General features: G+C 73.2%; 22 protein-coding genes and 1 pseudogene. 14 read left to right on the top strand and 9 right to left on the bottom strand.

Going from position 1 to position 25,263, the window contains the following annotated elements; all coding sequences use genetic code 11:
• Positions 1–89 precede the first annotated feature (89 nt).
• From lanKC to ACH34T_RS22515, 4 genes are all read left to right on the top strand, one after another.
• Positions 90–2,645, top strand: a complete 2,556-nt coding sequence (gene lanKC / locus ACH34T_RS22500) for a class III lanthionine synthetase LanKC (RefSeq protein ID WP_395994169.1) — start codon at positions 90–92, stop codon at positions 2,643–2,645.
• Between the two features lie 5 nt (positions 2,646–2,650).
• On the top strand, positions 2,651–2,761 hold the full coding sequence (locus tag ACH34T_RS22505; protein ID WP_132170370.1) for a SapB/AmfS family lanthipeptide: 111 nt from the start codon (positions 2,651–2,653) through the stop codon (positions 2,759–2,761).
• A gap of 61 nt (positions 2,762–2,822) precedes the next feature.
• Positions 2,823–4,505 carry an ATP-binding cassette domain-containing protein gene (locus ACH34T_RS22510; protein ID WP_395994170.1) on the top strand — a complete coding sequence of 561 codons (1,683 nt, stop codon included), beginning with the start codon at positions 2,823–2,825 and terminating at the stop codon, positions 4,503–4,505.
• Complete coding sequence (locus tag ACH34T_RS22515) at positions 4,502–6,391, top strand: ATP-binding cassette domain-containing protein (RefSeq protein ID WP_395994171.1); 1,890 nt, start codon at positions 4,502–4,504, stop codon at positions 6,389–6,391. Before ACH34T_RS22510 ends, ACH34T_RS22515 begins: the two co-directional genes overlap by 4 nt.
• On the opposite strand, the pseudogene ACH34T_RS22520 reads toward ACH34T_RS22515, so the two are convergent.
• A pseudogene (locus ACH34T_RS22520) lies at positions 6,323–6,847 on the bottom strand (response regulator); the annotation flags it as partial. The gene ACH34T_RS22515 and the pseudogene ACH34T_RS22520 sit on opposite strands and share 69 nt — an antisense overlap.
• 289 nt (positions 6,848–7,136) lie before the next feature.
• Positions 7,137–8,090 carry an ornithine cyclodeaminase family protein gene (locus ACH34T_RS22525; protein ID WP_395994172.1) on the bottom strand — a complete coding sequence of 318 codons (954 nt, stop codon included), beginning with the start codon at positions 8,088–8,090 and terminating at the stop codon, positions 7,137–7,139.
• A 294-nt stretch (positions 8,091–8,384) separates the two neighbouring features.
• On the opposite strand from ACH34T_RS22525, the gene ACH34T_RS22530 reads away from it, so the two are divergent.
• Positions 8,385–9,365, top strand: a complete 981-nt coding sequence (locus tag ACH34T_RS22530; RefSeq protein WP_395994173.1) for a S1 family peptidase — start codon at positions 8,385–8,387, stop codon at positions 9,363–9,365.
• A gap of 201 nt (positions 9,366–9,566) precedes the next feature.
• Positions 9,567–10,637: a S1 family peptidase gene (locus ACH34T_RS22535; protein ID WP_395994174.1), complete on the top strand. Its 1,071-nt coding sequence runs from the start codon at positions 9,567–9,569 to the stop codon at positions 10,635–10,637.
• Between the two features lie 154 nt (positions 10,638–10,791).
• On the opposite strand, the gene ACH34T_RS22540 is transcribed toward ACH34T_RS22535, so the two are convergent.
• Positions 10,792–11,532: a thioesterase II family protein gene (locus ACH34T_RS22540; protein WP_395994175.1), complete on the bottom strand. Its 741-nt coding sequence runs from the start codon at positions 11,530–11,532 to the stop codon at positions 10,792–10,794.
• A gap of 237 nt (positions 11,533–11,769) precedes the next feature.
• On the opposite strand from ACH34T_RS22540, the gene sbnB reads away from it, so the two are divergent.
• Positions 11,770–12,795 carry a 2,3-diaminopropionate biosynthesis protein SbnB gene (gene sbnB / locus ACH34T_RS22545; protein ID WP_395994176.1) on the top strand — a complete coding sequence of 342 codons (1,026 nt, stop codon included), beginning with the start codon at positions 11,770–11,772 and terminating at the stop codon, positions 12,793–12,795.
• Between the two features lie 73 nt (positions 12,796–12,868).
• Here the strand turns inward: sbnB and ACH34T_RS22550 are convergent, their stop codons facing one another.
• The 3 genes from ACH34T_RS22550 to ACH34T_RS22560 all read right to left on the bottom strand — a co-directional run bounded on the left by ACH34T_RS22550 (position 12,869) and on the right by ACH34T_RS22560 (position 16,305).
• On the bottom strand, positions 12,869–14,542 hold the full coding sequence (locus tag ACH34T_RS22550; RefSeq protein WP_395994177.1) for a hypothetical protein: 1,674 nt from the start codon (positions 14,540–14,542) through the stop codon (positions 12,869–12,871).
• A 160-nt stretch (positions 14,543–14,702) separates the two neighbouring features.
• On the bottom strand, positions 14,703–15,617 hold the full coding sequence (locus tag ACH34T_RS22555; protein WP_395994178.1) for an NADP-dependent oxidoreductase: 915 nt from the start codon (positions 15,615–15,617) through the stop codon (positions 14,703–14,705).
• A gap of 103 nt (positions 15,618–15,720) precedes the next feature.
• Positions 15,721–16,305 (bottom strand): Uma2 family endonuclease, encoded by a 585-nt coding sequence (locus tag ACH34T_RS22560; protein WP_395994179.1) that lies wholly within the window; start codon positions 16,303–16,305, stop codon positions 15,721–15,723.
• Between the two features lie 146 nt (positions 16,306–16,451).
• Here ACH34T_RS22560 and ACH34T_RS22565 point away from each other — a divergent pair, with 146 nt between their 5' ends.
• From ACH34T_RS22565 to ACH34T_RS22580, 4 genes are all read left to right on the top strand, one after another.
• Positions 16,452–16,694 carry a hypothetical protein gene (locus tag ACH34T_RS22565; protein WP_395994180.1) on the top strand — a complete coding sequence of 81 codons (243 nt, stop codon included), beginning with the start codon at positions 16,452–16,454 and terminating at the stop codon, positions 16,692–16,694.
• A gap of 89 nt (positions 16,695–16,783) precedes the next feature.
• Positions 16,784–17,872 (top strand): acyl-CoA dehydrogenase family protein, encoded by a 1,089-nt coding sequence (locus ACH34T_RS22570; RefSeq protein WP_395994181.1) that lies wholly within the window; start codon positions 16,784–16,786, stop codon positions 17,870–17,872.
• Between the two features lie 80 nt (positions 17,873–17,952).
• On the top strand, positions 17,953–18,969 hold the full coding sequence (locus ACH34T_RS22575; protein ID WP_395994182.1) for an ADP-ribosylglycohydrolase family protein: 1,017 nt from the start codon (positions 17,953–17,955) through the stop codon (positions 18,967–18,969).
• Positions 18,970–19,024: 55 nt separating this feature from the next.
• A complete protein-coding gene (locus tag ACH34T_RS22580; protein ID WP_395994183.1) occupies positions 19,025–19,825 on the top strand; it encodes an alpha/beta fold hydrolase in 801 nt (266 codons plus the stop codon).
• A 21-nt stretch (positions 19,826–19,846) separates the two neighbouring features.
• Here the strand turns inward: ACH34T_RS22580 and ACH34T_RS22585 are convergent, their stop codons facing one another.
• The gene (locus tag ACH34T_RS22585; protein WP_395994184.1) at positions 19,847–20,266 is read right to left on the bottom strand and encodes a TIGR03668 family PPOX class F420-dependent oxidoreductase; all 420 of its coding nucleotides are present in this window, start codon (positions 20,264–20,266) and stop codon (positions 19,847–19,849) included.
• Between the two features lie 26 nt (positions 20,267–20,292).
• The gene (locus ACH34T_RS22590; protein ID WP_395994185.1) at positions 20,293–20,937 is read right to left on the bottom strand and encodes a class II aldolase/adducin family protein; all 645 of its coding nucleotides are present in this window, start codon (positions 20,935–20,937) and stop codon (positions 20,293–20,295) included.
• Positions 20,938–21,006: 69 nt separating this feature from the next.
• Here ACH34T_RS22590 and ACH34T_RS22595 point away from each other — a divergent pair, with 69 nt between their 5' ends.
• Entirely contained in the window at positions 21,007–21,984 is a 978-nt protein-coding gene (locus tag ACH34T_RS22595; protein ID WP_395994186.1) for a carbohydrate kinase family protein, read from the top strand.
• A 13-nt stretch (positions 21,985–21,997) separates the two neighbouring features.
• Here ACH34T_RS22595 and ACH34T_RS22600 read toward each other — a convergent pair whose 3' ends face one another.
• Positions 21,998–22,699 (bottom strand): ACT domain-containing protein, encoded by a 702-nt coding sequence (locus ACH34T_RS22600; RefSeq protein ID WP_395994187.1) that lies wholly within the window; start codon positions 22,697–22,699, stop codon positions 21,998–22,000.
• Positions 22,700–22,892: 193 nt separating this feature from the next.
• Between ACH34T_RS22600 and grpE the strand changes: the two genes are divergently transcribed.
• Together grpE and ACH34T_RS22610 are read left to right on the top strand one after the other, a co-directional pair.
• Entirely contained in the window at positions 22,893–23,669 is a 777-nt protein-coding gene (gene grpE / locus ACH34T_RS22605; protein WP_395994188.1) for a nucleotide exchange factor GrpE, read from the top strand.
• Positions 23,670–23,676: 7 nt separating this feature from the next.
• Complete coding sequence (locus tag ACH34T_RS22610; RefSeq protein ID WP_395994189.1) at positions 23,677–25,260, top strand: Hsp70 family protein; 1,584 nt, start codon at positions 23,677–23,679, stop codon at positions 25,258–25,260.
• Positions 25,261–25,263 lie beyond the last annotated feature (3 nt).

The raw sequence follows: 25,263 nt of genomic DNA on the forward strand, positions 1-25,263 counted from the left end.
TATTTCCGGTACTGGCCTATACCGGACTGGACTGGAACGCTTTTCCACTGTGAGCGCCAACGGGCCGGCGCGCAGAAGGGAATCCCGCAGTGGACAAGGGGTACGAGCTTTACTGCCTCGCGGACAAGCTGTTCTACGACGCGCCACCCGTCACCCGCAGCACGGACTTCGAAATCACCGGACGTGATCTCCCGGCGGGCTGGGAGAAGATTTTCGGCGACGAGTGGGTCGTCTACGACCCGCCGCAGAGCCGCACCCCGCTCCAGGGCTGGAAAGTGCATGTCTCGGGGTGCGCGGAAAGCGCGTCCGAGATCCTGAGCGGCGCCTGGGAGTACTGCGTCGACAACGATATCGAGTTCAAGCATCTGCGCGGGCCGGGCACGCTCCGGATGCGGAACGCCAAGTACGCGCCGCGCGGCGCGAGCGGGAAACTCGTCACGATCTACCCCGAGGACGAGCACGAGCTGGAGCGGGTGCTGGCCGAGCTCGGCACCCGGCTGGACGGCCTGCCGGGCCCCTACATCCTCAGTGACCTGCGGATCGGCGGCGGTCCTCTGCACGTCAGGTACGGCGGCTTCGCCGAGCGGCGCTGTCTGGACGAGCAGGGCAAGCTCGTCCCCGCGCTGGAGAACGGCGCCGGGGAACTGATTCCCGACCGCCGCGAACCGGTTTTCTCCGTCCCCGGATGGGTGACGCTCCCCACGTGCCTGGAACCGCATCTCAAAGCGCGCTCCGCCACGACGACGACCGATCTGCCGTACCAGATCAGCAAGGCCCTGCATTTCTCCAACGGCGGCGGAGTATATGAGGGGACTGATACCCGTTCCGGGCGGAAGGTGGTCCTGAAAGAGGGCCGCCCCCATGCGGGGCTCGCCGCCGACGGAGCGGACGCCGTCACCCGCCTCGAACGGGAGCGCGACATTCTCCGGAAGCTCGACGGAATCGACGGAGTGCCCGCCGCGCTGGACTGGTTCACGCTCGGCGAGCACAGTTTCCTCGTCCAGGAGTTCATCGAGGGGCGGACGCTCAACACGTTCTTCGCGGAACGGCATCCGATGCTCGACCCCGAGCCGGACCCGGAGAAGACCGCCGCCTACACGGAATGGGCGCTGCGCGTCCACGCGGGCGTCGAGCGGGTGGTCGCCGCGATCCACGAGCGGGGCGTGGCGTTCAACGACCTGCACATGTTCAACGTGATGGTCCGCCCGGACGACTCCGCCGCGCTGATCGACTTCGAGACGGCGGCGCCCGCGTCCGACCGCGGCCGGCAGACCCTCGCGAACCCGGCGTTCCTCGCCCCGCCGGACCGGCGCGGCACGGAGGTCGACGACTACAGCCTGGCGTGCCTGCGGCTCGCGCTGTTCGTCCCGCTGACCACCCTGTTCGTGATCGACCGGGGCAAGGCGGCGCAGCTCGCCGACCTGATCGCCGCCAACTTCCCGGTGCCGCGGCCGTTCCTCGACGAGGCGGTGGAGCAGATCACGCGGGGCGCCGGTCCCGCGGCGGCGCCCGAGTTCGTCCCGGACACGCGCGGCTGGGAACGCGTCAGGGACGATCTCTCCCAGGCGATCCTCGCGAGCGCCACGCCCGACCGTACCGACCGGCTGTTCCCGGGCGACCCCGAGCAGTTCGACGGCGCGTCGCTCGGCCTCGCGCACGGCGCCGCTGGCGTCCTGTACGCGCTGGACGCGACCGGCGCCGGCCGCTTCCCCGCGCACGAGGAATGGCTGGCCGCGCGGGTCGCCGACCCGAAGCGCGGCACCGGCATCGGCCTGTACGACGGGCTGCTCGGCGCCGCGTACACACTGGCCCGCCTAGGGCGCGGCGAGGACGCCCTCACCGCCGCGGACCACTGCCTGAACGAGCGGTGGGAGCGGCTCGGCGACGACCTGTACGGCGGCCTGCCCGGCGTCGCGCTGGCGCTGGACGACCTCGCCGACACGACCGGCGAGACGTCCCTGCACGACGACGCGCGCCGCGCCGCCGAGATCGTGGCCGGACGGGCGGCCGGCGGCCCGAGCGCGCGCCCCGGCCTGCTGCACGGCGGAGCGGGCGCGGCGCTGATGTTCGTCCGGTCCTACGAGCGGACCGGCGACGCGGGCCTGCTCGACCTCGCCGCCATCGCGCTGCGCCGCGACCTCGCCGCCTGCGTCACCGACCACAACGGCGCGCTGCACGTCGACCAGGGCAGCCGGGTGCTGCCGTACCTCGGGCGCGGCAGCGTCGGGATCGGGCTCGTCCTGGACGAGTACCTCGCGCTCCGCCCGGACGAGGAGTTCAAGCAAGCACAGCACGGGATCCGCGTCGCGGCGATGTCGCGGTACTACGCGCAGCCGAGCCTGTTCGGCGGGCGCGCCGGGATGCTGCTCTACCTGGCCCGGCACGGCCGCGACGACCCGAGGGTGGCGGGGCACGTCCGCGACCTGGCGTGGCACGCGCTGCCGTACGCGGGCGGGCTGGCGTTCCCGGGCGAGCACATGTACCGCCTGTCCATGGACCTCGCGACCGGCACGGCCGGAGTGCTGCTCGCGCTCGGCGCGGCCCTGCACGACCCGGCCCCCGCCCTGCCGTTCCTCCGAACGGCCTGCGATCTCGCCGTGGGAACCCTCACGGCGTCCACCTCTATCCAGCCCGAAAGGAGGTGAAGAACATGGCGCTTCTCGACCTTCAGGGGATGACGAGCGAGAACGGCGGCGGCGGCGGCAACAGCAGCCTCAGCATCCTCTGCCACAGCTCGCACAGTGTCACGATCTGCCTGTAACGGCGATCGGCGGCCATGGCCCCGTGACCGGGGCCATGGCCGTCCTCTTTCTGGAGACCGCATGACCACGCTTCCCGCCGCGGCCGGCGCGAACCGGCTGCTCCTGCGCACGGCCGGGCGCGCCCGCGGATGGACCGCGCTCGTGGCCGCCGCGGCGCTGGCGGACGCGGCCGCCGCCGTGCTGCTCCCGTACGCGCTGGCCCGCGCGATCGACGCGGTCCCGCCCGGCGGGGCCCCGGCGGCGGCCGCGGTGTGGCCGTGCGTCGCGCTCGTGGCGGCGTGCGCCACGGCGGAGGTGCTGTCGGAGCTCGCGACCGGCTGCGCGGCCGCGCGGTCGACGGCCTGGCTGCGGCACACGCTGGTCAGGCACGTCCTGGCGGTCGGCCCGGCGCTGCGCGTCCCGCCGGGCGACGTCGCCGGGCGCGTGGTCGGCGGCGCGGCCGAGGCCGGCGTGGCGCCCGCCGCCGCCCCGGAGGCCGCGGTGGGGGTGGTGCCCGCGGTCGGGGCGCTGGTCGCGCTGTTCCTGATCGACTGGCGGGTCGCGGTGACGATCGCCGTGGCGCTGCCCGCGATCCTGCTGCTGCTGCGCGCGTTCGTCCGCGACATCAGCGCGACCGTGCACCGGTACATGACCGTCCAGGGGACGATCGCGGGACGGCTCGCCGAGGCGCTCGCCGGATGCCGGACGATCGCCGCCGCCGGCACCGTCGACCGCGAGACCGTCCGCGTCCTGGAACCGCTGCCCGGGCTGCGCGCCGAGGGCGAGACGATGTGGCGGGTCCAGGGCGGCATCGCGGCACGCGGGATGCTGGCGCTGCTGCTCCTGCAGATCGCGGCCGTCGGGGTCGCGGGCGCGGAGCTCGCGGCGGGCCGGGTCACGCCGGGCGAGCTGGTCGCGACCGTCCAGTACGCGGGGCTCGCCGCCGGGTTCGGGCCCGTCCTCACGCAGCTGCTCCGCCTCGGCCGCGCCCGCGCCGGCGCCGCCCGCGCCGCCGAGATCCTCGCGCTCCCCGCGCCGGACCACGGCCCCGACTCCCTCCCGGCCGGCCCCGGGCGCCTGGACTTCCGCGGCGTCACCGCCGCCGGCGGCGCGCTGGACGGCCTGGACCTGACCGTCCCCGGCGGCCTCGCCGTCGCCGTCACCGGACGGTCCGGCACGTCGGAGCTCGCCGCGCTCGCCGGGCGCCTCGCCGACCCCGACCGCGGCGAGGTCCTGCTGGACGGCACGCCCCTCCCCCGCCTCACCCGGGGCGCGCTGCGCCGCGAGGTCGGCTACGCGTTCGCGCGGCCCGCGCTGTTCGGCGGCACCGTCCAGGACGCGCTCGCGTTCGGGCCTTCGCGGCCGCCGCCGGCGTGGCTGCGCGAGTCGGCGCGGGCCGCCCGCGCCGACGACTTCATCCGCCGCCTCCCGGACGGCTACGCGACCCCGCTCGCCGACGCGCCGATGTCGGGCGGTGAGCTGCAGCGGATGGGCCTCGCGCGGGCGTTCGCGCACGCCGGGCGCGTCCTCGTGCTTGACGACGCGACGTCCAGCCTCGACACCGTCACCGAGCTGCAGATCACCGACGCGCTGCTGGACCGGCTCGCCGGCCGCACCCGGCTGATCATCACGCACCGGGCGTCGACGGCGGCCCGCGCCGACCTCGTCGCGTGGCTGGAGGACGGCCGCGTCCGCGCCCTGGCCCCGCACGCGAAACTCTGGCGCGACCCGGACTACCGCGCCCTGTTCGGGGGCGCCGGATGAGGAGCAGGCGGGACGCCGCGCGGGTGCTGCGGCGGACGGCCGGGGCCGCCGTCCGGGCTCAGCCGAGGGCCGTCGCGCGGGCGGCGGCATGGTCGCTGGTCGAGGCGGTGCCGACGGCGGTGTTCGGCCGCGCCGTGGCCGAGGCCGTCGACGCGTTCGCGACGGGACGCACCGCGGAGGCCTCGCTCTGGCTCTGCGTCCTCGCCGTCGCGGCGGCGGCCGGGGCGTTCGGGAGCCACCGCCTGTATCCGGCGCTCGCCGCGATCGTGGAGCCGTTCCGCGACGACCTCGTCCGCCGGGTCGCGGACGGGGCGCTGCGCCGGTCGCTGCGCGGGCGGCCCGACACGGGCGCGGTCGCGCGGCTCACGCACCAGGTGGAGATCGTCCGGGACACGTTCGGCGGCCTGCTCGTCGTCGTCCGCGGGTTCCTGTTCACGACCGGGGCCGCGCTGGTCGGCCTGGTCACGCTGATGCCCGAGGTGGCGCTGCTGGTGGTGCCGCCGCTGGTGCTGGGGCTGGCGCTGTTCAGTGCGGTGTTCGGCGCGGCGGCCGTCCGGCAGCGGAACCTGGTGGTCGGCGAGGAGGAGATCGCCGAGCGCACGACGGCGCTGGCCGAGGGCCTGCGGGACGCCGTCGCCTGCGGCGGCGAGGAGACGCTGCGCGACGAGCTGGGCGCCGCCGTGGAGGCGCAGGCCGCGGCGGGGCGCGCGGTCGCGCGGTTCGCGGCGCTGCGCGCGGTGTCGCTCGCGGTGAGCGGATGGTTGCCGCTGCTGCTCGTCCTTGCGGCGGCGCCGTGGCTGATGCGGCGCGGCGCCACCCCGGGGGTCCTGATCGGCGCGCTGACCTACGTCCTGCACGGGCTACAGCCGGCGCTGCGGACGCTCGTGCACGGCATGGGCGGCAGCGGGCTGCGGCTGGCGGTGACGCTGGCCCGCATCCTGGAGACGAGCGCGCCCGCGCCGCCCGCCCGGCCGGACGCGGCGCCGCCGGTCGCGGACGCCCCGGCCGTCGAGCTGCGCGGGGTTTCGTTCGCGTACGGGGAGGGCGCGCGGCCGGTGATCGAGGACCTGGACCTCGTCGTCCCGCGCGGCGACCACCTCGCCGTGGTGGGGCCGAGCGGCATCGGGAAGTCGACGCTCGCCGCCCTCGTCGCGGGACTCGCCGCCCCGACCGCGGGCGAGGTGCTGGTGGAGGGCCTGCCGCCGGGCGACCCCGACCGGCGGGTGCTCATCCCGCAGGAGGCGTACGTGTTCAGCGGCTCCCTGCACGACAACCTCACCTACCACGCGCCGGACGCCGCACCGGACGAGGTGGACCGCGCCGTGGACGAGGTCGGGCTGACGCGCCTCGTCCGGGAGCTGGGCGGGTACGCCGCGACCGTCGTCCCGGCGGACCTCTCGGAGGCGGACCGGCAGCTCATCGCGCTATGCCGCGCCTATCTAGCGCCGCAGCCGATCGTCATCCTGGACGAGGCCGCCTACCGGCTCGACGCGTCCGCGGAGGCGCGGGCGGAGGAGGCGTTCGCGCGCCGCCCCGGCACGCTGATCGTCATCGCGCACCGGATCAGCTCGGCGGCGCGGGCGCGGCGCGTCCTGGTCCTGGACGGGACGCGCGCCAGGACCGGACGGCACGCCGACCTGCCCGCGGTCTCCCCCCTCTACCGCGACCTCGTCGGCCGCTGGAGCGCGGGTTCCCGGTGGGGGGACGACTCTCCACACCCCCCGGGACGAACCGGTTCAGAGCCACCCGGCCTCCTCGGCGATCCGGATGGCGTGGACCCGGTTCTGCGCGCCGACCTTGCGGTTGATGCGGGACAGGTGGTTGCGGACGGTGCCGATCGTCAGGACGAGGTCCTCGGCGATCTGGGCCGCGGACGCGCCCCGTGACGCGAGCGCGAGCACCTCGACCTCCCGTTCGGTGAGCGGGCTCCGCACCGAGCCGAGCTCGGTGAAGGCCATCTCGGGGTCGATGACGCGCGACCCGTTCGCGGCCCGCCGGATCGCGTCCACCAGGTCGCCGGGCGAGGTGTCCTTCAGCACGAGGCCGGCCGCGCCCGCCGCCACCGCGCGGCGCAGGTCGCCGGTACGGCGGCGCCCCGACATCAGGATGGTGTGGCACTCGGGCACCGCCTCGCGGAGCGCGCACGCGGCGGCGAAGCCGTCCAGTCCCGGCAGCCCGACGTCGACCAGCGCGACGTCGGGCCGCCGTCTGCGCGCCGTCGGAAGCGTCTGCTCACCGGTCCCGATCGCGGCGACGACATCGAGGTCTTTCACGTGCTCGAATAATGCGACCAGCCCGCCGCGGAGGAGGGGCGCCCCCTCGGCGAGAAGAACCCGAATCATTTTCGTCTCCTAGGTCTCGGCGCGCGGCGATACGCGGCCGTGCCGCCGTGGCCGGAAAAAAAGCTTTCACCGAATCGAATTCTGGCCAGGGGGTCAGGCGGAGAACGAGTGGGAAGACCAGGCTGGGCAGGACGATAACGATCTTCCATGGGGGCCACCTAGACGGGGCGATAGTCAGGCGGATGACCTACCGCGTGGAGTCAACACTATTCATGGCGTCATTGTAAAGAGCGAAACAAACCACTATTCCGGACGCACATATACCGCGAAATAGCAGAGTTACACGTGATCAAGAAAGAAAGTCGAACTCCGTCCCGGCGCCCGCCGCGCGGGCCGCCTGGAACGCCGCCCAGCTCACCGCGAGGTCCTGCCAGGGCAGTCCCACCGGGGCGTAGACCGTGATCTCGCCGCCGCGCACCCGTCCCGGCACCTGGCCGCGCAGCAGGTCACGGAGAGTTCCGGCCGCGTGCTTAACGTCAAGTCCGGCTCCGGCCAGCACGCCCATCTCGACGGCGAGCGGCACGTCGTCGACGACGACGCGGGCGCCCTCCAGCAGATCGGCGGACAGTTCCGCCTTCCCGGGCTCGTCCGCGCCGAGGGAGGTGATGTGCGTCCCGCGCGTCACGTCCGCGGCGTGCAGGATCGGGCGGCGCGCCCACGTCGCCATGACGACGACGCCCGCGTCCGCGACGGCGGCGCGCGGGTCCGCCGCGACCTCCGCGGGGACGCCGAGCCGGGCGCCGTGCCGTTCGGCGAACCCGGCGGCGCGGCCGGCGTCCAGGTCGCAGACGGTGAGGCCGCGCACCCGCCGCAGCTCCGGCAGCCCCCGCATCACCAGCTCCGCCTGCGCCCCGGCGCCGATCACCGTGACCGTGTCCGCGTCGGGACGGGCCAGCGCATGCGTGCCGAGGGCGGCGGCGAGCCCGGTCCGCCACGCGGTCACGGTGGCCGAGTCGAGCTGCGCCAGCAGCTCGCCGGTGCCGAGGTCGTGCAGGCAGACGACGCCGCGCAGCGCGGGCCTGCTGCCCGGGAACTTGGCGTTGACCTTCACCGTGTAGGCGGGGATCTCCTCGATCAGGCCGGGCAGCAGCGCGGTCGCGGCGCCCTGGCCCGGCAGCCGACCGACCACCCGGACGGCGTCCTCTGCGTCCTCCCCCGCCGTGAAGCCGCGGCGCAGCGCGTCCAGGCAGTCGGCGGGGTCGAGCAGCGCTTCAAGGTCGGAACGGGTCAAAAGGAGCGTCACCGGACCATTCTCCCGTCTCGACCGCCGCAGCGTCACTACCCGGACGGCCCGGCCGCACTCCCCCCGGCCGCCCCCCGGCCGCACTCCGTCGCCCGCGCTCCCCCGTCCGCGCCAGCGAAACGTTAAACAAGACATCATGCCCAGGACGGGGCGCGGCTCCCGCACCCATTGTGACAATCAGGGTCCGGGTGATTAGTCACTTTCTAGCCTTACGTGCGCGTTCAGCGGTCTTTCAGCATGTCGGTGACCTCCGGTGCGCCGTCCGGGCGTGCCCGCTCCCCCTGGAGGCTCACCGTGACCACCCGTCCCACGCGCACGCGGGGCGCCGTCGCCGCCATGGCGGCGTCCGGGCTCCTGGCGGCCTCCCTCGTCGCCGCGCCCGCCGCGAGCGCGTCCCCCGGAAACGCCGCGCAGGCCGTGCGCGCCGCCGGGGCCGTCCCCCCGCCCTCCGCCGTCCCCCCGCCCACCGCCGCGCGCTCCGGCGTCCCGCCGAAGATCAGTGCGCCGCTGAAGAAGGTCATGGCCGCGCTCAAGCGCGACGCCGCCGTACCCGGCACCGCCTGGGGCGTGGACCCCGCCGCCGGCCAGGTCGTCCTCACCATGGACGGCACCGTGAAAGGCGCCGGACTGAAGAAGGTGAAGGCGGCCGCGAGCGCGCACGGCGCGGCCGTCCGCACCGAACGGGTCCCCGGGAGGTTCCGCCTCTTCACCCTGGGCGGCGACCCGATCTTCTCCAAGTCCGGCCGCTGCACGCTGAGCTTCAACGTCAGGAAGGCGAGCGCGTATTACTTCCTGACGGCGGGCCACTGCGTCGCGTCGGCCACGGCCTGGTACGCCGACCCCGGCCTGACGAAGCTGCTCGGCCACAGCACGAGCAGCAGCTTCCCCGGCGACGACTACGGACTCGTCAAGTACGCGTCCGCCCCCGAGGACACGCGGGGCGGCGTCCGGTTCGGCGGCGAGTTCTACGACATCACCGGCGTCGGCAACCCCACGATCGGGCAGGTCGTGACGCGCGTCACCGGCACCACCGGCGTCCAGACCGGGCAGGTCACGGCGCTGAACCAGACGGTCAACTACCCGGAGGGCACCGTCAGCGGCATGATCCGCACCACGCTGTGCTCCGAGCCGGGCGACAGCGGCGCGCCCGTGTTCTCCGACCATCTCGCGATCGGTCTGATCTCGGGAGGCAGCGGCAACTGCTCCTCCGGCGGGACGACGTTCGTCCAGCCGATCGGCGAGCCGCTTCAGGCATACGGATTGGAGATCTACTGAAACCTCGTCGAATCACGTTCCAATGGTCCGGATGATCAGCCGCGTTCCGGTTCTGACCACGGATCCATCGTCAGGGTGACAAGCGCTCTGTCCTGAATTGGTCACTATCTGCGTCTTACGTCTGCCTTGACGGTTCCAACACGATGTCCAGGACCTCCGGCGCACCAGCAGGGTGCGCCCAACCCCCCGTGGAGGCAATAAGTGAAGATCACCAAGAGGCGTGTGCTCACCGCCGCCGTCACCACGGCGTCGGCCGGTCTGGTGGCGGGCTCCCTCGCCGTCGCTCCCAGCCTGACCACGACGTCGGCCGCCGCTCCCGTCGCGGCCGCGGCCCCCGCAGGACCCGGCGAGCTGTCGACGACGCTCGCCAAGCAGCTCGGCGCCCGCTCCGCGGGCTCCTACCTCAAGGGCGGCAAGCTCGTCGTCACGGTCACCGACGCCAAGGCCGCCGACACCGTGCGCGCCGCGGGTGCCGTACCGCAGACCGTCTCGCGCAACGGCTCGTACCTGAAGAAGGTCATGGCCTCGCTCAAGCGCGACGCGACGATCCCGGGCACCGCCTGGGCCGTCGACTCGGCGTCCAACCAGGTGCTGCTCACGATGGACAGCAGCGTCACCGGCGCGAAGCTGCGGAAGGTCCAGGCCGCCGCCGCCAAGCACGGCGCGGCCGTCCGCACCGAGCGCGTCGCGGGCACGTTCCAGAAGTTCACCAAGGGCGGCGAGGCCATCCGCACCGGCGGCTCGCGCTGCTCGCTGGGCTTCAACGCCAAGAAGGGAAACGAGTACTTCTTCATCACCGCCGGGCACTGCACCAACATCGGCTCGACGTGGACGGACAGCGCCGGGCAGACGCTCGGCACCACCGCCGGCAGCAGCTTCCCCGGCAACGACTACGGCATCGTCAAGTACTCGTCCACGCCCACTGACACGCAGGGCGGCGTCCACCTGTACGGCCAGGGCACCCAGGACATCACCAGCGCGGGCAGCGCGACGGTCGGGCAGCGGGTCACGCGCAGCGGCAGCACCACCCAGGTGCACAGCGGCAGCGTCAACGCCCTCAACCAGACGGTGAACTACCAGGAGGGCAGCGTCAGCGGCCTCATCCGCACCAACGTGTGCGCCGAGCCCGGCGACAGCGGCGGCTCGCTGTTCGCCGGGACCACCGCGCTCGGTCTGACCTCCGGCGGCAGCGGCAACTGCTCGTCCGGCGGGACGACGTTCTTCCAGCCCGTCACCGAGCCGATGCAGGTGTACGGCGTGGAGGTCTACTGATCCGACCCCACCGGGATCCGCCGCTCCCTTCTCGGACCGGCCGGTCCCACGGCACCTGAATAGGCGGGCCGCCTCCGCACGGACTCCCGTGGAGGCGGCCCGCCGCTTTCGGCTGTTCGAGGGCCGTGCCGCCGCCGTCGGCGGGCGGCGGGACTCAGCGGGCGGCGGGGACGCCGAGCGTCCGGAGCACCTCCGCCATGACGTCGTGCGCCCGTTCGGTCAGGTAGAAGTGGTCGCCCGGCAGGGTCGTCATCGCGAACGGGCCGTCGGTGACGTCCGCCCACCCGGCGGCCTGCTCCGCGGACACGTGCGGGTCGGCGTCCCCGATGATCGCGGTGATCGGCACGGTCAGCCGGGTGCCCGCCGCCCGGTGGACGTACTTCTCCAGCAGCGCGAAGTCGTTCCGGACGTACGGCAGCACCAGCGCGCGGAGCTCCGCGTCCCGCAGGGCGTCGGCGTCGGTGCCGCCGAGCTTCAGCATCTCGGCGACGAGGGCGTCGTCGTCCCGCTCGGACACCGGGACGTCGTCGCGGTCGTGCGGCGGGCGCGTCCCGGACACGAACAGGTGCACCGGCGCGGTGCCCCGCTCCTGGAGCAGCCGCGTCACCTCGTACGCCAGCACGGCGCCCATGCTGTGCCCGAACACCGCGGCGGGACGGTCGATCAGCGGCGCCATCGCCCCCGCGACGAGCCGGGCGACCTGGTGCGCGTCGTCGATCAGCGGGTCCGCCATCCGGTCGGCGCGGCCCGGGTACTGGACAGCGTGCACCTCCACCGCCGGGTTGATCTCCTTGGCCCACGGCCGGAAGAACACCGCGGACCCGCCCGCGTGCGGCAGGCAGAACAGCCGCAGCGACGCCCAGGGGCGGCTCTCGGCGCAGCGCAACCAGGTCACGTGATCAACTCCTCCTCGTGGGCCGCGGGAGCCGGCGGGCCTCGGGGGCGCGGACTCCGCAGCCACCCACCCTAAGGCCCCGCCGCCGCCGGCCCGCGACCGTGTCCGGCGGTGTTCAACTGCGCCGCCGTCGAAGGCGGCGGCGCCTTGAACGCGGAGAGGAGGCTGCGCGAGCATGCGGGAACGACCGCGCCGATCCCCGCCCCGGCTGATCATCTACCGACACGGAGTTCATCCATGACGCAGGCCCCACCCTTCTCGGTCATCTCCGGCGCCCAGGTCCACGACGCGGTCGCCGGACGGGAGCGGCAGGTCATCGAGATGGTCGAGACGGCCTACCGCCTGCACGGCGAGGGCCTCACGGTCAACCCCGACTCCTACTTCCTGCGCTTCCCCGACCGGCCGTCCGACCGGATCATCGCGCTGCCCGCGTCCGTCAAGGGCGACGTCGGCGTGCACGGCATCAAGTGGATCTCCAGCTTCCCCGGCAACGTCGCGAACGGCATCCCGCGCGCGTCCGCCGTGCTGATCCTGAACGACGCCGAGTCCGGCTACCCGTTCGCGTGCCTGGAGAGCTCGATCATCTCCGCGTCGCGCACCGCCGCATCCGCCGCGCTCGCCGCCGGGGCGCTCGCCGACGCCCGCGGCGACCGGCCCCGCCGGGTCGGCTTCATCGGCGCCGGGCTCATCGCCCGCTACGTCCACACCTATCTCGCCGCGCACGGCTTCGCGTTCGACGCTCTCGGCGTCCACGACCTGTCCGCCGAGCACGCCGAGGGCTTCACGGGCTACCTGCGGCGCACCGAGGACGGCGACGTCACCGTCCACGACACGGCCGAGGCGCTCATCCGCTCCTCCGACCTGGTCGTCTTCGCCACCGTCGCCGGCGAACCCCACGTCACCGACCCGTCCTGGTTCGCGCACGGTCCCCTCGTCCTGCACGTCTCCCTCCGCGACCTGTCCCCCGAGATCATCCTGTCGTCCTACAACGTCGTGGACGACGTCGAGCACTGCCTGAAGGCGAACACGTCCCCCCACCTGGCCGAACAGCGGGCAGGCAACCGCGACTTCGTCGCCGGGACGCTCTACGACGTCCTCACCGGCAAGACCGTCCCGCCCGCGGACGGGCCGGTCGTCTTCTCCCCGTTCGGGCTGGGCGTCCTCGACCTCGCGGTCGCCCGCCACGTCTACGACCAGGTCGCGGCGTCCGGCGCGCTGCACACCGTGCCCGGCTTCTTCCACGACCTGAGCCGGCACGGCTGACGCCCCACGGCGGGAAGCGCGCGACCGCGGTCCCGGACGCCTGCGAGGGCGCCCGAGACCGCGGCTGCCGGCGTCAGCGCAGGCCGTAGGCGCGGGTCACGGTCTGCTGGACCGCGTTCCCCGATCCGTCGGCGGCCTTGAAACGCAGGGCCACGAAACCGTTGTGCGTGGTGGGATGGGCGACGTTGGCGGTGAAGCGGTCGGTGCCGTTGGGTGTCAGCGGCACCGTCGTCCAGGTGGCGCCGTCGTTGAACGACGCCTCCAGCGAGGACGACGTCACCGCGGTGCCGTTCACGGCCCGCTCGACGACGACGTCCAGCGGGAACGTGGCGCCGGACGGCGCCCGCCCGCTGCCGTCGTAGTTCCCGGTGATCCGCGGCTGGAGCAGGCGGCGCATGTCGTCGAACGGGTCACCGGGCCGCTCGGCGGACGGGAACGTCCAGCTCGCGTTGACCTTCGTGGCGTACTTCGACCAGGCGGCCGTGCGCTGCAGGGCCAGGTCGAGCCGGTAGGCGGCGGACGCGGGTGGCACGGTCCAGTCGCCGGCCAGCGGGTTGGTGCTCACACCGACCTGCTGCCCGTTGCGGTAGAGGGTGAGCGTGCCGGTGGTGCTCCTGGAGATGTTGCCGCTGAAGTTCTCGTGACCCACCTGTCCGGTGTCCGTCACCAGCGGACGGGCGATGATCTGCCCTTGGCCGTGCCCGACGGGCATGGTGGGCCCGAACGCGGCCTTGTTCCACGTCTCGGAGTAGGTGCCGCCCGCCTTGAACACGCGCGGCTCGGACTGTCGCTCGGCCACCTGGAGGGTGTCCAGGACGTAGAGGTAGTTCCCCGTCCACCGCACGCCCTCCGCGGTGTAGTAGACCCGCTGCGTGCTGGGCGCGCTGGCGGGCGTCGTCAGCCCCAGCGCCTCGCCGCCGATGCCGTCGAAGCCGACGGCCGTGGAGTGCGGGCCGGCCTCCTCGGACGGCACCCCCTGCGAGGCGTAGGTGGTGTTCACCAGGGCCAGGCTGTCCTCGGTGGCGGTGAACGTCAGGTCGGCGGGGATGCGGCCGGACACCGGGAACGCCAGTTTGTAGGCGCGCGGCGACGGCAGCGTGGTCAGCGGTTCGGTCTGGCTCTCCACGTACGCGAAGTGGTAGGGCCGGGTGGTCGTCGCCGACGGCCAGGCGCGCAGGCTGATGTCGGGCCTGCCGCTGATGGACGTGGAGAGCTCCTGCCCGGCGATCGTCTGCACGAGCTTGGCGTGGCTCTGGAACTCGGTGGCGGTCGGGGACGGGCTGACCGCCTTGATCTCCGTCGCCGTCCTGGCGTCCAGGGTGAGATCGACGTCGGCGCCCACCGTCAGCGTGGGGTTGCCGTAGAGGGCCAGGTCCCGGGGGTCGAAGATCGGGCCGGTGATCACGAGCCCGGTCAGGCTGTAGTCCCCGGCCGGGACGACGCCGGTGAGCGTGCCGCCGGACTCGGTGAGCACGTACTCCGAGCCGGTGGCCAGGTCGATCAGCCTCGCCAGCGGAGCCAGCGCCTTGCCGTCCAGGTCGAAGCCGCGGATGGTGATCGTGTGGTCGGCGGCCGCGCTCGCGCGCGCGGGGACCTTGGTCTTGGCGTGTCCGAGGTGGAAGAGGGGTCCGGATAAGAACCCGTCGGACGGCGGCCCCGCGGGGCCGTCCGCCGCGGCGGGCTGTAGGGGGACGAGCAGTGCCGCGAGCGCGGCCGTGCTGATCAGGGCTGTTCTCCAGCGCCTCACCGAAGTTCCCTTCTGTGCATGACAGCAGGTCGTGAGTGGGCGCAGAACCGGACGGAGAGATCCTCGAAAGGATCGCACCTGCGGGGAGTTCCGTCCCGGATAACAAGATCATCCTAGCCTTGATCTCCGGCCCGTCCGCGTGGCATAACTCACACCGTCCTCAGATTTCGAGGACGACCTTGCCGGGGATGCCCTTGTTCTTGGCCTGGAACGCCTGACGGGTCTCGGCCAGCGGATAGACCGCCCCGACATGGGCGCGCAGCTCGCCCGCCCCGGCCCGCCTCGCCAGCTCGGAGAGCTGGTCGCGGTCCGGCTCGACGATGAAGAACACGGCCCGCCCGTCCTCCGGCCGGACCGGGGGCGGCGCGGTGATCGAGACGAGCGCGCCGCCCGGCCTGACCCGGCTCGCGGACCGCGCGAGCAGGTCGCCGCCGATGGTGTCGAAGACCAGGTCGACGGGGCCGACGGCGTCCTCGAAGCGCTGCTTCTCCAGGTCGACGAAGGTGTGCGCGCCCATCTCCGCCGCGAGGTCGGCGGCCCGTCCCCGGCCGGTGGCGACGACACGCGCCCCCGCCCGGCGCGCCAGCTGGACGGCCAGAACCCCGGTGCCGCCGCCCGCACCGTGGATGACGGCCGTCTGCCCCGCCTCCAGACCGCCGTGCACGAAGAGCCCCTGCCAGGCCGTCAGCCCCGACAGCGGCAGCGCGGCCGCGTCGGTGAAGGCGAGGGACGACGGCACCGGCGCCAGGTTGCGCGCCTCCACCGCCACGTATTCGGCCGCCGCGCCGTCCCGGTGCCAGTCGGTCAGGCCGAAGACGCGGTCGCCCACCGCGAACCCGGCGGTGCCGTAACCGACCTCGGCGACCTCCCCGGCGACGTCGTGCGCGGGGATGGACGGCGTCCGGTCCCGTCCGGCCCGGTCGACCCAGGTGCCGGGCCAGTCGAGCTCGTCCGGGACGAACCCGGCCGCCCGCACCCGCACCACCACGTCCCCGGTGGCCGCCTGCGGCATCGCCACGTCCTCCACCACGAGCCCGCCACTACCGCCACGCTCATGAATCCGTACAGCCCTCATCGTGTCCCCCTCGCTCTGGACCTACGTCCCCAGGGAGACGACACACCACCCAGACCTGTGACAGCCACGTGCCAGGTGGTAGGTGGTAGGTGGTAGGGCCTGGTCAATCGAACCGCGAAGTATCCAGCTCGATCTCGAACGGCTCGGGCAGCAGAAGTTTCTCCCCAATCGGCGCGTGGTCGACATGCCTGTACTCCTTGCCGTCCGACCCGCTGAAGAGGATCACTCTCTCCTCCTTACGGTCCACCAGGAGGTACAGCGGGATGCGCGCACGTGCGTAGCCGTCCCGCTTCGGGCCCCGGTCCCGTTCCGGGTTGGTGGACGTCACCTCGACCACCATGGCGATGCCGTCGGCTTCTACGGGCATCCACGAAGAGGCACCACGGAAAAGTTCGAGGTCCGCGAGAGCGAACGTGGCGTCTGGGATCACGTAATTTCTCGGGTGTCCACTGGCGCCAGGCAGGGTCAGGCCCTTGTTGCCCGAGCAGTGGAAAGCACGTGGGGAGTTCCGCACGATCTGCAAGTTGATCTCGGCGATGCACTGCTCGTGCCCGCCTAGGGGGGGTGGGGTCACGACGATCTCTCCGTCGATCAGTTCGGCTCGGTAGCCCTCGGGGGTGTCGAAGGAGAGGAAGTCGGCCAAAAGCTTGTCCGCCGGCGCCTGAGGCTCATCAACCATCACAACCATGCCCTGCTCCTTTCCTCGCGAACGAGCGTATAAGCAGAGCGCCACCTTTCGCATACAGATCGTAGCCACCCGACCTTACGCTCCCAGCGTACGGCCCGTTTACGCACCGTGCAGATAAGTGAGGGCGGAGCGGGCACGGTTCGTCTATGGATGAGCGAAAGGGACGGCGTGGGGACGTTCAGGAGCTGACGGACTTCGAGCTGATCGTGTACGAGACCGTGGCCGAGATCGACAAGGACGGCGGGGCCGCCGACTTCGACGCGATCGGACGGCTGGTCGGCGGGCCCGAGGAGGATCTGTGGGCCGCGCTCGGGCATCTGGTGTCGATCAACCACCTGCGTTCGACCAGCAGGGGGTACGTGCTGGGGTCGCACGACTGGGCGCCCTGACCTCGTCCCGCTGGGTGGGAACCGGCGGTGCGGCGGGCGGCGGGCGCGCGGCAGGATGGCGCCGGGATCAGCTTGGGGAGGCCGCCGGGATGGAGCTCGCCGTCACCGAGGAGCAGCGGGAGCTGCGGCAGGCGCTGCGGCGCTTCTTCGCCGAGCGTTCCCCGTCCGGCGAGGTGCGGCGGCTGATGGAGACGGCCGAGGGCTACGACCCCGGGATGTGGACGCTGATGGCGGAGCAGCTCGGGCTGCAGGGCCTCGCGATCCCGGCGGAGCACGGCGGCGCGGGGTACGGGATGCGGGAGCTGGCCGTCGTGTTCGAGGAGATGGGACGGGCCGTGGTGTGCGCGCCGTTCCTCGCCACGGTCACGGCCGCGGCGGCGCTTGAGGCCGGGGACGGCGGCCATGACCTGCTGCCCGGCGTCGCGGACGGGTCGACGATCGCGACGCTCGCGGTGGCCGAGGACGACGGGCGCTGGGATCCCGGAGCGGTGAGGACCGTGTTCGAGGACGGGGTGCTGCGCGGAGGCAAGCGCTTCGTCCTGGACGGGCACGTCGCCGACCTGGTGCTCGTCGCGGCGAGGGACGGCGACGGTGTCGGCCTGTTCGCGGTGACGGGTGAGGCGGGACTCGTCCGGGAGCCGGTTCCGACGCTCGATCAGACGCGGAAGCTGGCGCGGGTCGGGCTCGACGGGGTCGCGGCCCGCAGGGTGGGCGGGGCGGAGGCCGTCGCGCGGGCGCTCGACGTGGCGGCCGTGGCGCTGGCCGCCGAGCAGCTCGGCGGCGCGCAGAAGGCCCTCGACATGACGGTCGAGTACGCGAAGGTCCGGCACCAGTTCGGGCGTCCGATCGGGTCGTTCCAGGCGGTCAAGCACCGGTGCGCGGACATGTTCGTGCTGGTCGAGTCGGCGCGGTCGGCGGTGCTGAACGCGGCGGCCGTCGCGGACGGGAACCCGGACGGCCTGCCCGCCGCCGCCGCGCTCGCCAAGGCGTACTGCTCGGACGCGTTCTTCCACACGGCGGGCGAGGCGATCCAGCTGCACGGCGGCATCGGGTTCACGTGGGAGCACGACGCGCACCTGTACTTCAAGCGGGCGCAGGGGTCGCGGCAGCTGTTCGGCGCCCCCGACCGGCATCGGGAGCGCCTCGCCGCGATGGCCGGGCTCACGGGCACGGCCTGACGCCCGGCGGCCCTCACGGGTACGGCGTGACGTCCGGCGGGCATCGCGAGGCGCGGACGGATTGAGGAAGAATGCCCGCCATGAGGCGGGCGAGCGGGGCGATGTTCGGGCTGGCGTACGGGGATTCCATGGGCGCGCCGACGGAATTCCTCACCATGAAGCAGATACGTCAGCGTTTCGGTGAGCACGGGCCAACGCAGCTGAACGGCGACCCCGCGCTGGTCACCGACGACACGCAGATGGCGATCGCGGTGGGTCTCGCCATGCTGGACGCTCTGGCGAATCCTCCTTTCACACCGGATCTGATAACACCGATGTGGCGGCGACGTTTCGTCGACTGGCTGAACAGCCCCGACAACAATCGGGCGCCCGGGCACACGTGCCTGCGGGCGTGCAGAGGGCTGGCCGCCGGGAAACCGTGGGTGGACGCCACCGTCGCGGGCTCGAAGGGCTGCGGAGCGAACATGCGGGTGGCGCCGGTGGGTCTCGCGCCCGGTCTGTCGGACGAGACGCGGGCCGGTGCGTCCCAGCTCCAAGCCGCCCTTACGCACGGCCATCCGACCGGGCTGGCCGCCAGTGAGCTGACCGCGTTCGCCGTCCGGTGGCTGGCCGATGGGATGGATCCGTCCGACCTGCCGGGCGCGCTCCGCGCCCGATGCCACGAGCAGCGCACCGTGTACCACGAGCGCTGGCTCGGCGCCCTGTGGCGGCAGCCCGGCGTGGACGCCCCGGAGACGTTCATCGCCCGCGGCTGGGACGAGTGCCTCGAACGGCTCGACGCCCTGGACGCCGCCCTCGTCCTCGGCGACCGGACGTCCGACCCCTGCGAGATCACCGGGGCGGGCTGGACGGCCGAGGAGGCCATGGCGACCGGCCTGCTGTGCTTCCTGCTGTTCCCGGACGAGCCCGTCCAGGCGATCTGGCGCGGGGCCGCCAGCTCCGGCGACTCCGACTCGATCGCCTCCCTGGCGGGGGCGTTCGCGGGCGCGCGGCTCGGGATGGACGCCTGGCCCGCCGGGTGGTCCGGCCGTATCGAGTACGCCGATCAGCTGACCAAGATCGGCAAAGCCTGGGATGATCGCTTGACCTGGTCGTAGCATCGAAGCTAATCTCCTTAGCTATAGAGCTACGCAGAACGGCAAGGAGCATGCGATGAGCGAGCAGACCCGGTACCTCGACCTTCCCGGCGGAAAGCTCGCCTATGACGACGACGGCGACGGCCCGCTCGTCGTCTGCCTGCCGTCCATGCTCGACCTGCGGTCGCAGTTCAGGTTCCTCAAGCCGCTGCTGCTCGACGCCGGCAACCGCGTCGTGACCGTCGACCAGCGCGGGATGGGCGACACCAGCGCCGGCTGGCCCGAGTACGGGAGCACGCCGCTCGCCCACGACCTGCTCGCGCTGCTGCGGCACCTGGACGCCGGGCCCGCCCTCGTCTACGGCTGCTCGAACGGCGCCGCCGCCGGCGTGTGGGTCGCCGCCGAGGCGCCCGAGCTGGTCAGGGGCCTGGTCCTCGCGGGGCCGTTCGTCCGGGACGGCAAGTCGGGGTTCTCGCAGAAGCTGACCATCGCGCTCATGCGGGTCCCGGGGCTGGCGGTGCCGCTCTACATGTCGTACTACCCGAAGTGGGTGCCGACGCCGCCCGCGGACTTCGCCGAGCACAAGGCGAAGCTGAAGGCGAGCTTCAAGCGGCCGGGACGCGCCAAGGTCATCGCCGACTACCTGGACATGTCGCACGCCGAGTCCGAGGCGCGGCTCGACCGGGTCACCGCGCCCACGCTGGTCATCATGGGGACGGCCGACATCGACTGGCCCGACCCCGTCGCGGAGGCCGAGTGGGTCAAGGAAAGGCTGAACGGACAGCTCGTCCTGGTGGACGGCGCCGGGCACCAGCCGCACGTGGACTTCCCCGAGAAGATCGCCGACGCCGTCCTGACCTTCGAGCGCTCGCTCTAGACCCGGCGGGCTTGCCCCGGGTCAGGACGCCGTCCAGCCCGTCCAGGCCTCGATGGTGACGACGATGACCGGCCCCTCGGGCGGACGCTCGCGGTACTGGGCGTAGCGTCCGGCCAGGAGCCGGACGGGCTCGGCCATCCGCGCGGGATCCTCGACGATCTGGGCGTGGCCGTCCACGCGGACCCACCACAGGCGTTCCCAGTCGTCCTCGTAGTGGTCGGCCAGGAGCGCGACACGCGGGTTGGCGCGGATGTTGGCCAGCCGCCGCAGGTCCCTGGTGCTCTTCGGCTTGTGGTCGACGGCCGTGTAGACCGCGCCCCGGTGGACGGCGAACGCCACCGGGACGAGATGCGGCCGCGCGTCCTCCCCCACGGTCGCCAGCCGCACGACCGGGACCGTCGTCAGCAGCCGGCGCGCCTCGTCCGGCGAAAGCTTCGGCACCCCCTCAGCCTGCCACGACCGGCCCCCTATGCGGGCGGGAACTCCGGTGGGGCGAGGCCGCGCTCGACCACCTTCGCCAGTTCCTCGCCGGTCAGGACGCGCGGCTCGCCGATCGTCCTGGCCCGGACGTAGACGCCGCAGAGCCATTCGAGGAGCCGCGCGTTCTCGAACGCCTCGTCCAGGTCGCGGCCGATCGTGACGCCGCCGTGGTTGGCCATCAGCGCGGCGCGCCTGCCGCCGGCCATGGCGGCGCGGACGTTGTCCGCAAGCTCGGGCGTCCCGTAGGTGGCGTACGGGGCGACCTTCACGACGCCGCCGAGGAGCAGCGTGTTGTAGTGGATCGGCGGCAGTTCGGACATCGTCGTCGCGACGACGGCCCCGTACGTGGAGTGGGTGTGCACGATCGCCGCCGCCGGGGTGGCCTCGTAGAGCGCGAGGTGCATCGGGGTCTCGGACGACGGCGTCCGCTCACCCTCGGCCAGCCGGCCGGACAGGGTGACGACCGGGCAGTCGGCGGGCTCCATCCGGTCGAGCATCATCCCGCCCGGCGTGACCGCGACCAGGTCGCCCGACCGGACGCTGATGTTGCCCGACGACCCGATGACCAGACCGGTTTCGGCCAGCCGCCGACCGATCACACATAGTTCGTCCCTTTCGCCCGACAACAGCATGCGAATACCTCTCACGTTCTCTGGCCACCACGGTTACGCTACGCCTGACGATCTTCGAGGGGGCCGGTCATGGCGGTTGTAACACTGGGCGCGCACATCCTGGACGTGCTCGCCCGGCCCGTGCCGGGCGTCCCCGCCGGGCAGGACACCGTCCCCGGCGAGCCGGACACCGTCGGCGGTCCTGGCACCGTCGTCGTCGACGAGATCAGGGCGACCGCCGCCGGTTCCGCCGCGGGCACCGCGGTGGCGCTCGCGAGGCTCGGCAACGACGTCGTCTCCGTCGGCGCGATCGGCGACGACGACCTCGGCGACCTGCTCGTCGCGATCATGACCCGGAACGGGGTGGACGTGCGCGGGCTCGTCCGGCGCACGGCCGCCCAGACGGCCGCGTCGATCCTGCCGATCGGCCCCGACGGGCGCCGTGGCGGCCGGCCGATCCTGCACGCCCCCGGCGCCAACCTGACCCTCACCGCCGGCGCGGTCGGCCCGGGCCTGCTCGGCGCGGCGAGGCTCGTGCACCTCGGCGGCCCGGACGTCACGTCCGGGCTCAACGACCCGGCGTTCTTCGCGATGCTCGCCGCCGCGCGCGAGACCGGCACCGTCGTGACCATGGACGTGCTGTCGACCGTCCCCGGCCTCCTCGCCGGCGCCGCCGCGTTCCTCCCCCACGTCGATCATTTCCTGCCGAACGAGGCGCAGGCCGCCGCGATGACCGGCGAGGACGACCCCGAGAAGGCCGCCGGGGCCCTGCTCGCCCAAGGCCCGGCGACGGTGGTCGTCACGCTCGGCGGCGACGGCAGCCTCGTCGCCACCCGCGCCGCCGGCGGCCCCGAGGTGCGCCGGCTGCCCGCGCTGCCCGTCGACGTCGTCGACACGACCGGCTGCGGCGACGCCTACTGCGCCGGGTTCGTCACCGGGCTCGCGCACGGACGGGACGTCCTGGAATCGGCGCGCTGGGGCGCCGCGGCCGCCGCGACCGTCGCGCAGGGCCTAGGCTCCGACGCCTGCCTCACCGGCCTCGACGACGTCCTCCGCATGCTGAAATGAGCCACCGGGTCAGTCAGACGGGAGACCGTCCGGAGCGGTCGCCGGTCAGCACCGCGTCCGCCGCGCCCGCGAGCTGCTCCAGGCGGAACACCTCCGTCCGGTGGAACGGGGGCGCGCCCGTCCGGGCGACGAGGAGCGCGAGGGTGCCCTTGGCCAGCGGGCACACCGCGAACTGCGTGCCGTCCGGCGCCGTGAAGGCGCGCGGGCGCAGCGGCAGCAGCTCCGGCAGATCGGCGTCCGTGCTCCCCACCGCGGGGGGACGGCCCGCGACGCCCTCCGAGACGTCCCCGGCGCCCGGCCCGCCGCCCACGCTCGCGTGGACCAGCACTGCGCCGCCCCCGGCGGTCAGCTCGGCGAGGCCCGCCCAGCCGGCGCTCAGGATGGCCGGGACCGCGTCCGCGAGGATCTCCTCGCCGCGCTCCGGGACGGCCGCGACCTGCCCGATCACGGCGGCGTCCGGGAACGCGCCCTGCGGCTCGACGGTCGGCCAGACCCCGACGACCTCCACCCCCGGCACCGAGCCGAGCCCCTCGCTCAGCCGATCGATGCCCCCGCCCGCGGGCCAGGCGACCGTGAAGTCGTCCATCGCCCGGCCGTTGTCGCGCTCCAGCACCGCCATCTGCACGACGTCCGCGCCCGCGGCCCCCAGCGTGCGCGCCACCCGCCCCAGCGACCCGGGACGGTCCGGCAGGCGGATGCGTATCCGCAGCAACATCGCCACCTCCAGTTCCCCTCTGCGGCCCCCAGCCTCCGCGAAGCCCGTTTCCCTCGTGTTACCCAGAAGTGACGACGCGGGAAAACGGCGCCGTGGCCGGTGCTGGAATGGCGGGCACGGGTCAAACTAGAGTCCAGTGAAGGTCACCAGCTGGCCTGCCGCCTCATGCCGCCCACCATTAAGGTAACTGCACGTGTCGAGGGACGGGGAACCCCGAGTAAGCGCGGAATCCGGAGCCGGGCCGGAACCGGAGCCGTCGCCGGAGCCGCGGCCTGGCCCCGGCGCGCCGGGCGACCCGGACGGCGAGGCGTTCCGCGCCGACGTCAGGGACGCCCTCACCGGGCTCGCCGCCCGCCTCGACCGCGAGCACGAGCGCGCCGCGCACCGCGAGGCCGTCATCGACCGGCTGCACGAGGAGAACCAGCGGCTCAGGCGCGGCGAGCTGCAGTCCATGCTGGAGCCGGTCCGCGCCGCGCTGTACCGGCTGCACGACCAGGCGCGCCGCGAGTCGGGCCGGCTCGCCGCGCCGGGCCTCGCCGACCCGCCCGACCCGCGCGGCACCGCGCTGCTGCTGGCGGCCGTCGCCGACGACGTCGCGGACGCGCTGGCCCGGCTCGGCGTCGAGCGGTTCACGGTCGAGCCGGGCGCGCCGTACGACGCGGCGCGGCACCGTCCGGTCGCGGTCACGCCCGTCGACGACCCGCTGCGCGACGGCACCGTCACGGGCGTCGAGTCCGACGGGTTCGAGCAGAGCGGGAAGGTGCTGCGCAAGGCGGCGGTCAGCGTCGGGAGGCTGGACGCCAAGCGCGGCACGTCCGGAACGGAGGCGGAGGCGGGGTCGAACGGAGCCGGGCGCGCCGTCAAGGCCGCCTCAAGTCACCGCCACAGCGCCGGCAACGGCGAGACGATGACACCTGACCCACAAACGCCTGACACGCAAACGCCCGACACGCAGATGACCGATGGGTGAGAGGGACATGGCTGTCTACGGGATCGACCTGGGAACCACGTACTCCTGCATTGCCTCCATCGACGACGTGGGGCGGCCGGCGGTCCTGCGGAACCTGGAGGGCACGGACACCACCCCGTCCGTCGTGTACTTCGAGAGCGGCGAGAACGTCGTCGTCGGCGCCACCGCGAAGGACACCGCGGTCCTGGAGCCCGACAACGTCGTCAGCCTCATCAAGCGGGACATGGGCCGCGACGTGACCCGTCCCATCCACGGGATCGACTTCACGCCGGAGGAGCTGTCGGCGTTCATCCTGCTGAAGCTGGCGACGGACGCGCGCACCACGACCGGCGAGGAGACCCGCGACGTCGTCGTCACCGTCCCGGCGTACTTCGGCGCCGCCGAGCGCGACGCGACGCGCAAGGCGGGCCGGATCGCCGGGCTGAACGTCATCGACATCGTGTCCGAGCCGATCGCCGCCGCGATCACCTACGGCGTCCTCAACCCCGAGCAGGACCGCACCATCCTCGTGTACGACCTCGGCGGCGGGACGTTCGACACCACCGTCATCGCGCTGCGCGGCGGGCACATCGAGGTGGTGTGCACCGACGGCGACCACGAGCTCGGCGGCGCCGACTGGGACGCGCGGCTCGTCGAGCACCTCGCCGAGCGCTTCCGCGCCGAGCACCCCGACGCGGGCGACCCCCTGGACGACAAGCAGACCGAGCAGCAGCTCCGCCGCGACGCCGAGGACGCCAAGAAGGCGCTCACGACCCGCACCGCGCACACCGTCCGCGTCATGCACGGCGGACGGGTCGCGTCGGTCGAGGTGACGCGCGAGAAGCTGGAGGAGCTGACCAAGGACCTCCTCGACCGCACCGTCGAGATCACCGGCCGGACGCTGTCCACCGCCGCCGAGAAGGGCGTGGACGACTACGACGACCTCGTCCTCGTCGGCGGGTCCACGAAGATGCCGGTCGTCGCGGCGCGGCTGGAGACCGAGCTGGGCCTGCCGCCCCGCCTCCAGGACCCCGACCTCGCCGTCGCCAAGGGCGCCGCGCTGTACGCGTTCGAGGAGACGTACCGGCGGTTCGTCCGGGAGGGCGCCGCCGAGCAGGCCGAGGAGATGGCGAGCCGGGCCGGCCTGTCCGCGGAGCAGCAGAAGCAGATCGCCGGACGGCAGATCAAGACGGTCGCGTCGCACGCGTTCGGGATCGTGGTCGTCGACCGGGAGACGGGCGCGGAGAGCGTCGCGCACCTGGTGCACGCCAACGACGAGCTGCCCGCCGCGAAGACCGAGGACTTCTTCACCGTGTACGACGACCAGGCGTCCGCCGACATCCGGGTGATGGAGCAGGCCGGGGTCGTCGAGTCCGGCGACCTGATCGACAACACCGAGATCGCGACCGGGGAGATCCGCGTCCCGCCGGGCAAGAAGGCGGGCTGGCCGATCGGCGTGACGTTCGCGCTCGACTCGTCCGGGCTGCTGAACGTCACGGCCGTGGAGAAGGAGACCGGGGAGCGGCTCGAACTGAAGGTGGACGTCGGCGGCATGTCCGAGGAGGAGGTCGAGCGCTCCCGGAAGGCCCTCTCCAGGGTCCAGGTCAGCTGAGCC

The sequence above is a fragment of the Actinomadura sp. 9N215 genome, assembly GCF_044326345.1.
Lineage (GTDB): Bacteria > Actinomycetota > Actinomycetes > Streptosporangiales > Streptosporangiaceae > Spirillospora.

Bases quoted from the DNA above. Each gene is read 5' to 3' on its own strand.
- ACH34T_RS22565 (WP_395994180.1), top strand. From the start codon at position 16,452: ATGGATGAGCGAAAGGGACGGCGTGGGGACGTTCAGGAGCTGACGGAC.
- ACH34T_RS22505 (WP_132170370.1), top strand. From the start codon at position 2,651: ATGGCGCTTCTCGACCTTCAGGGGATGACGAGCGAGAACGGCGGCGGC.
- ACH34T_RS22600 (WP_395994187.1), bottom strand. From the start codon at position 22,699: ATGTTGCTGCGGATACGCATCCGCCTGCCGGACCGTCCCGGGTCGCTG.
- ACH34T_RS22610 (WP_395994189.1), top strand. From the start codon at position 23,677: ATGGCTGTCTACGGGATCGACCTGGGAACCACGTACTCCTGCATTGCC.
- ACH34T_RS22590 (WP_395994185.1), bottom strand. From the start codon at position 20,937: ATGCTGTTGTCGGGCGAAAGGGACGAACTATGTGTGATCGGTCGGCGG.
- sbnB (WP_395994176.1), top strand. From the start codon at position 11,770: ATGACGCAGGCCCCACCCTTCTCGGTCATCTCCGGCGCCCAGGTCCAC.
- ACH34T_RS22570 (WP_395994181.1), top strand. From the start codon at position 16,784: ATGGAGCTCGCCGTCACCGAGGAGCAGCGGGAGCTGCGGCAGGCGCTG.
- ACH34T_RS22555 (WP_395994178.1), bottom strand. From the start codon at position 15,617: ATGAGGGCTGTACGGATTCATGAGCGTGGCGGTAGTGGCGGGCTCGTG.
- ACH34T_RS22595 (WP_395994186.1), top strand. From the start codon at position 21,007: ATGGCGGTTGTAACACTGGGCGCGCACATCCTGGACGTGCTCGCCCGG.
- ACH34T_RS22575 (WP_395994182.1), top strand. From the start codon at position 17,953: ATGAGGCGGGCGAGCGGGGCGATGTTCGGGCTGGCGTACGGGGATTCC.
- ACH34T_RS22515 (WP_395994171.1), top strand. From the start codon at position 4,502: ATGAGGAGCAGGCGGGACGCCGCGCGGGTGCTGCGGCGGACGGCCGGG.
- ACH34T_RS22560 (WP_395994179.1), bottom strand. From the start codon at position 16,305: ATGGTTGTGATGGTTGATGAGCCTCAGGCGCCGGCGGACAAGCTTTTG.
- ACH34T_RS22580 (WP_395994183.1), top strand. From the start codon at position 19,025: ATGAGCGAGCAGACCCGGTACCTCGACCTTCCCGGCGGAAAGCTCGCC.
- ACH34T_RS22510 (WP_395994170.1), top strand. From the start codon at position 2,823: ATGACCACGCTTCCCGCCGCGGCCGGCGCGAACCGGCTGCTCCTGCGC.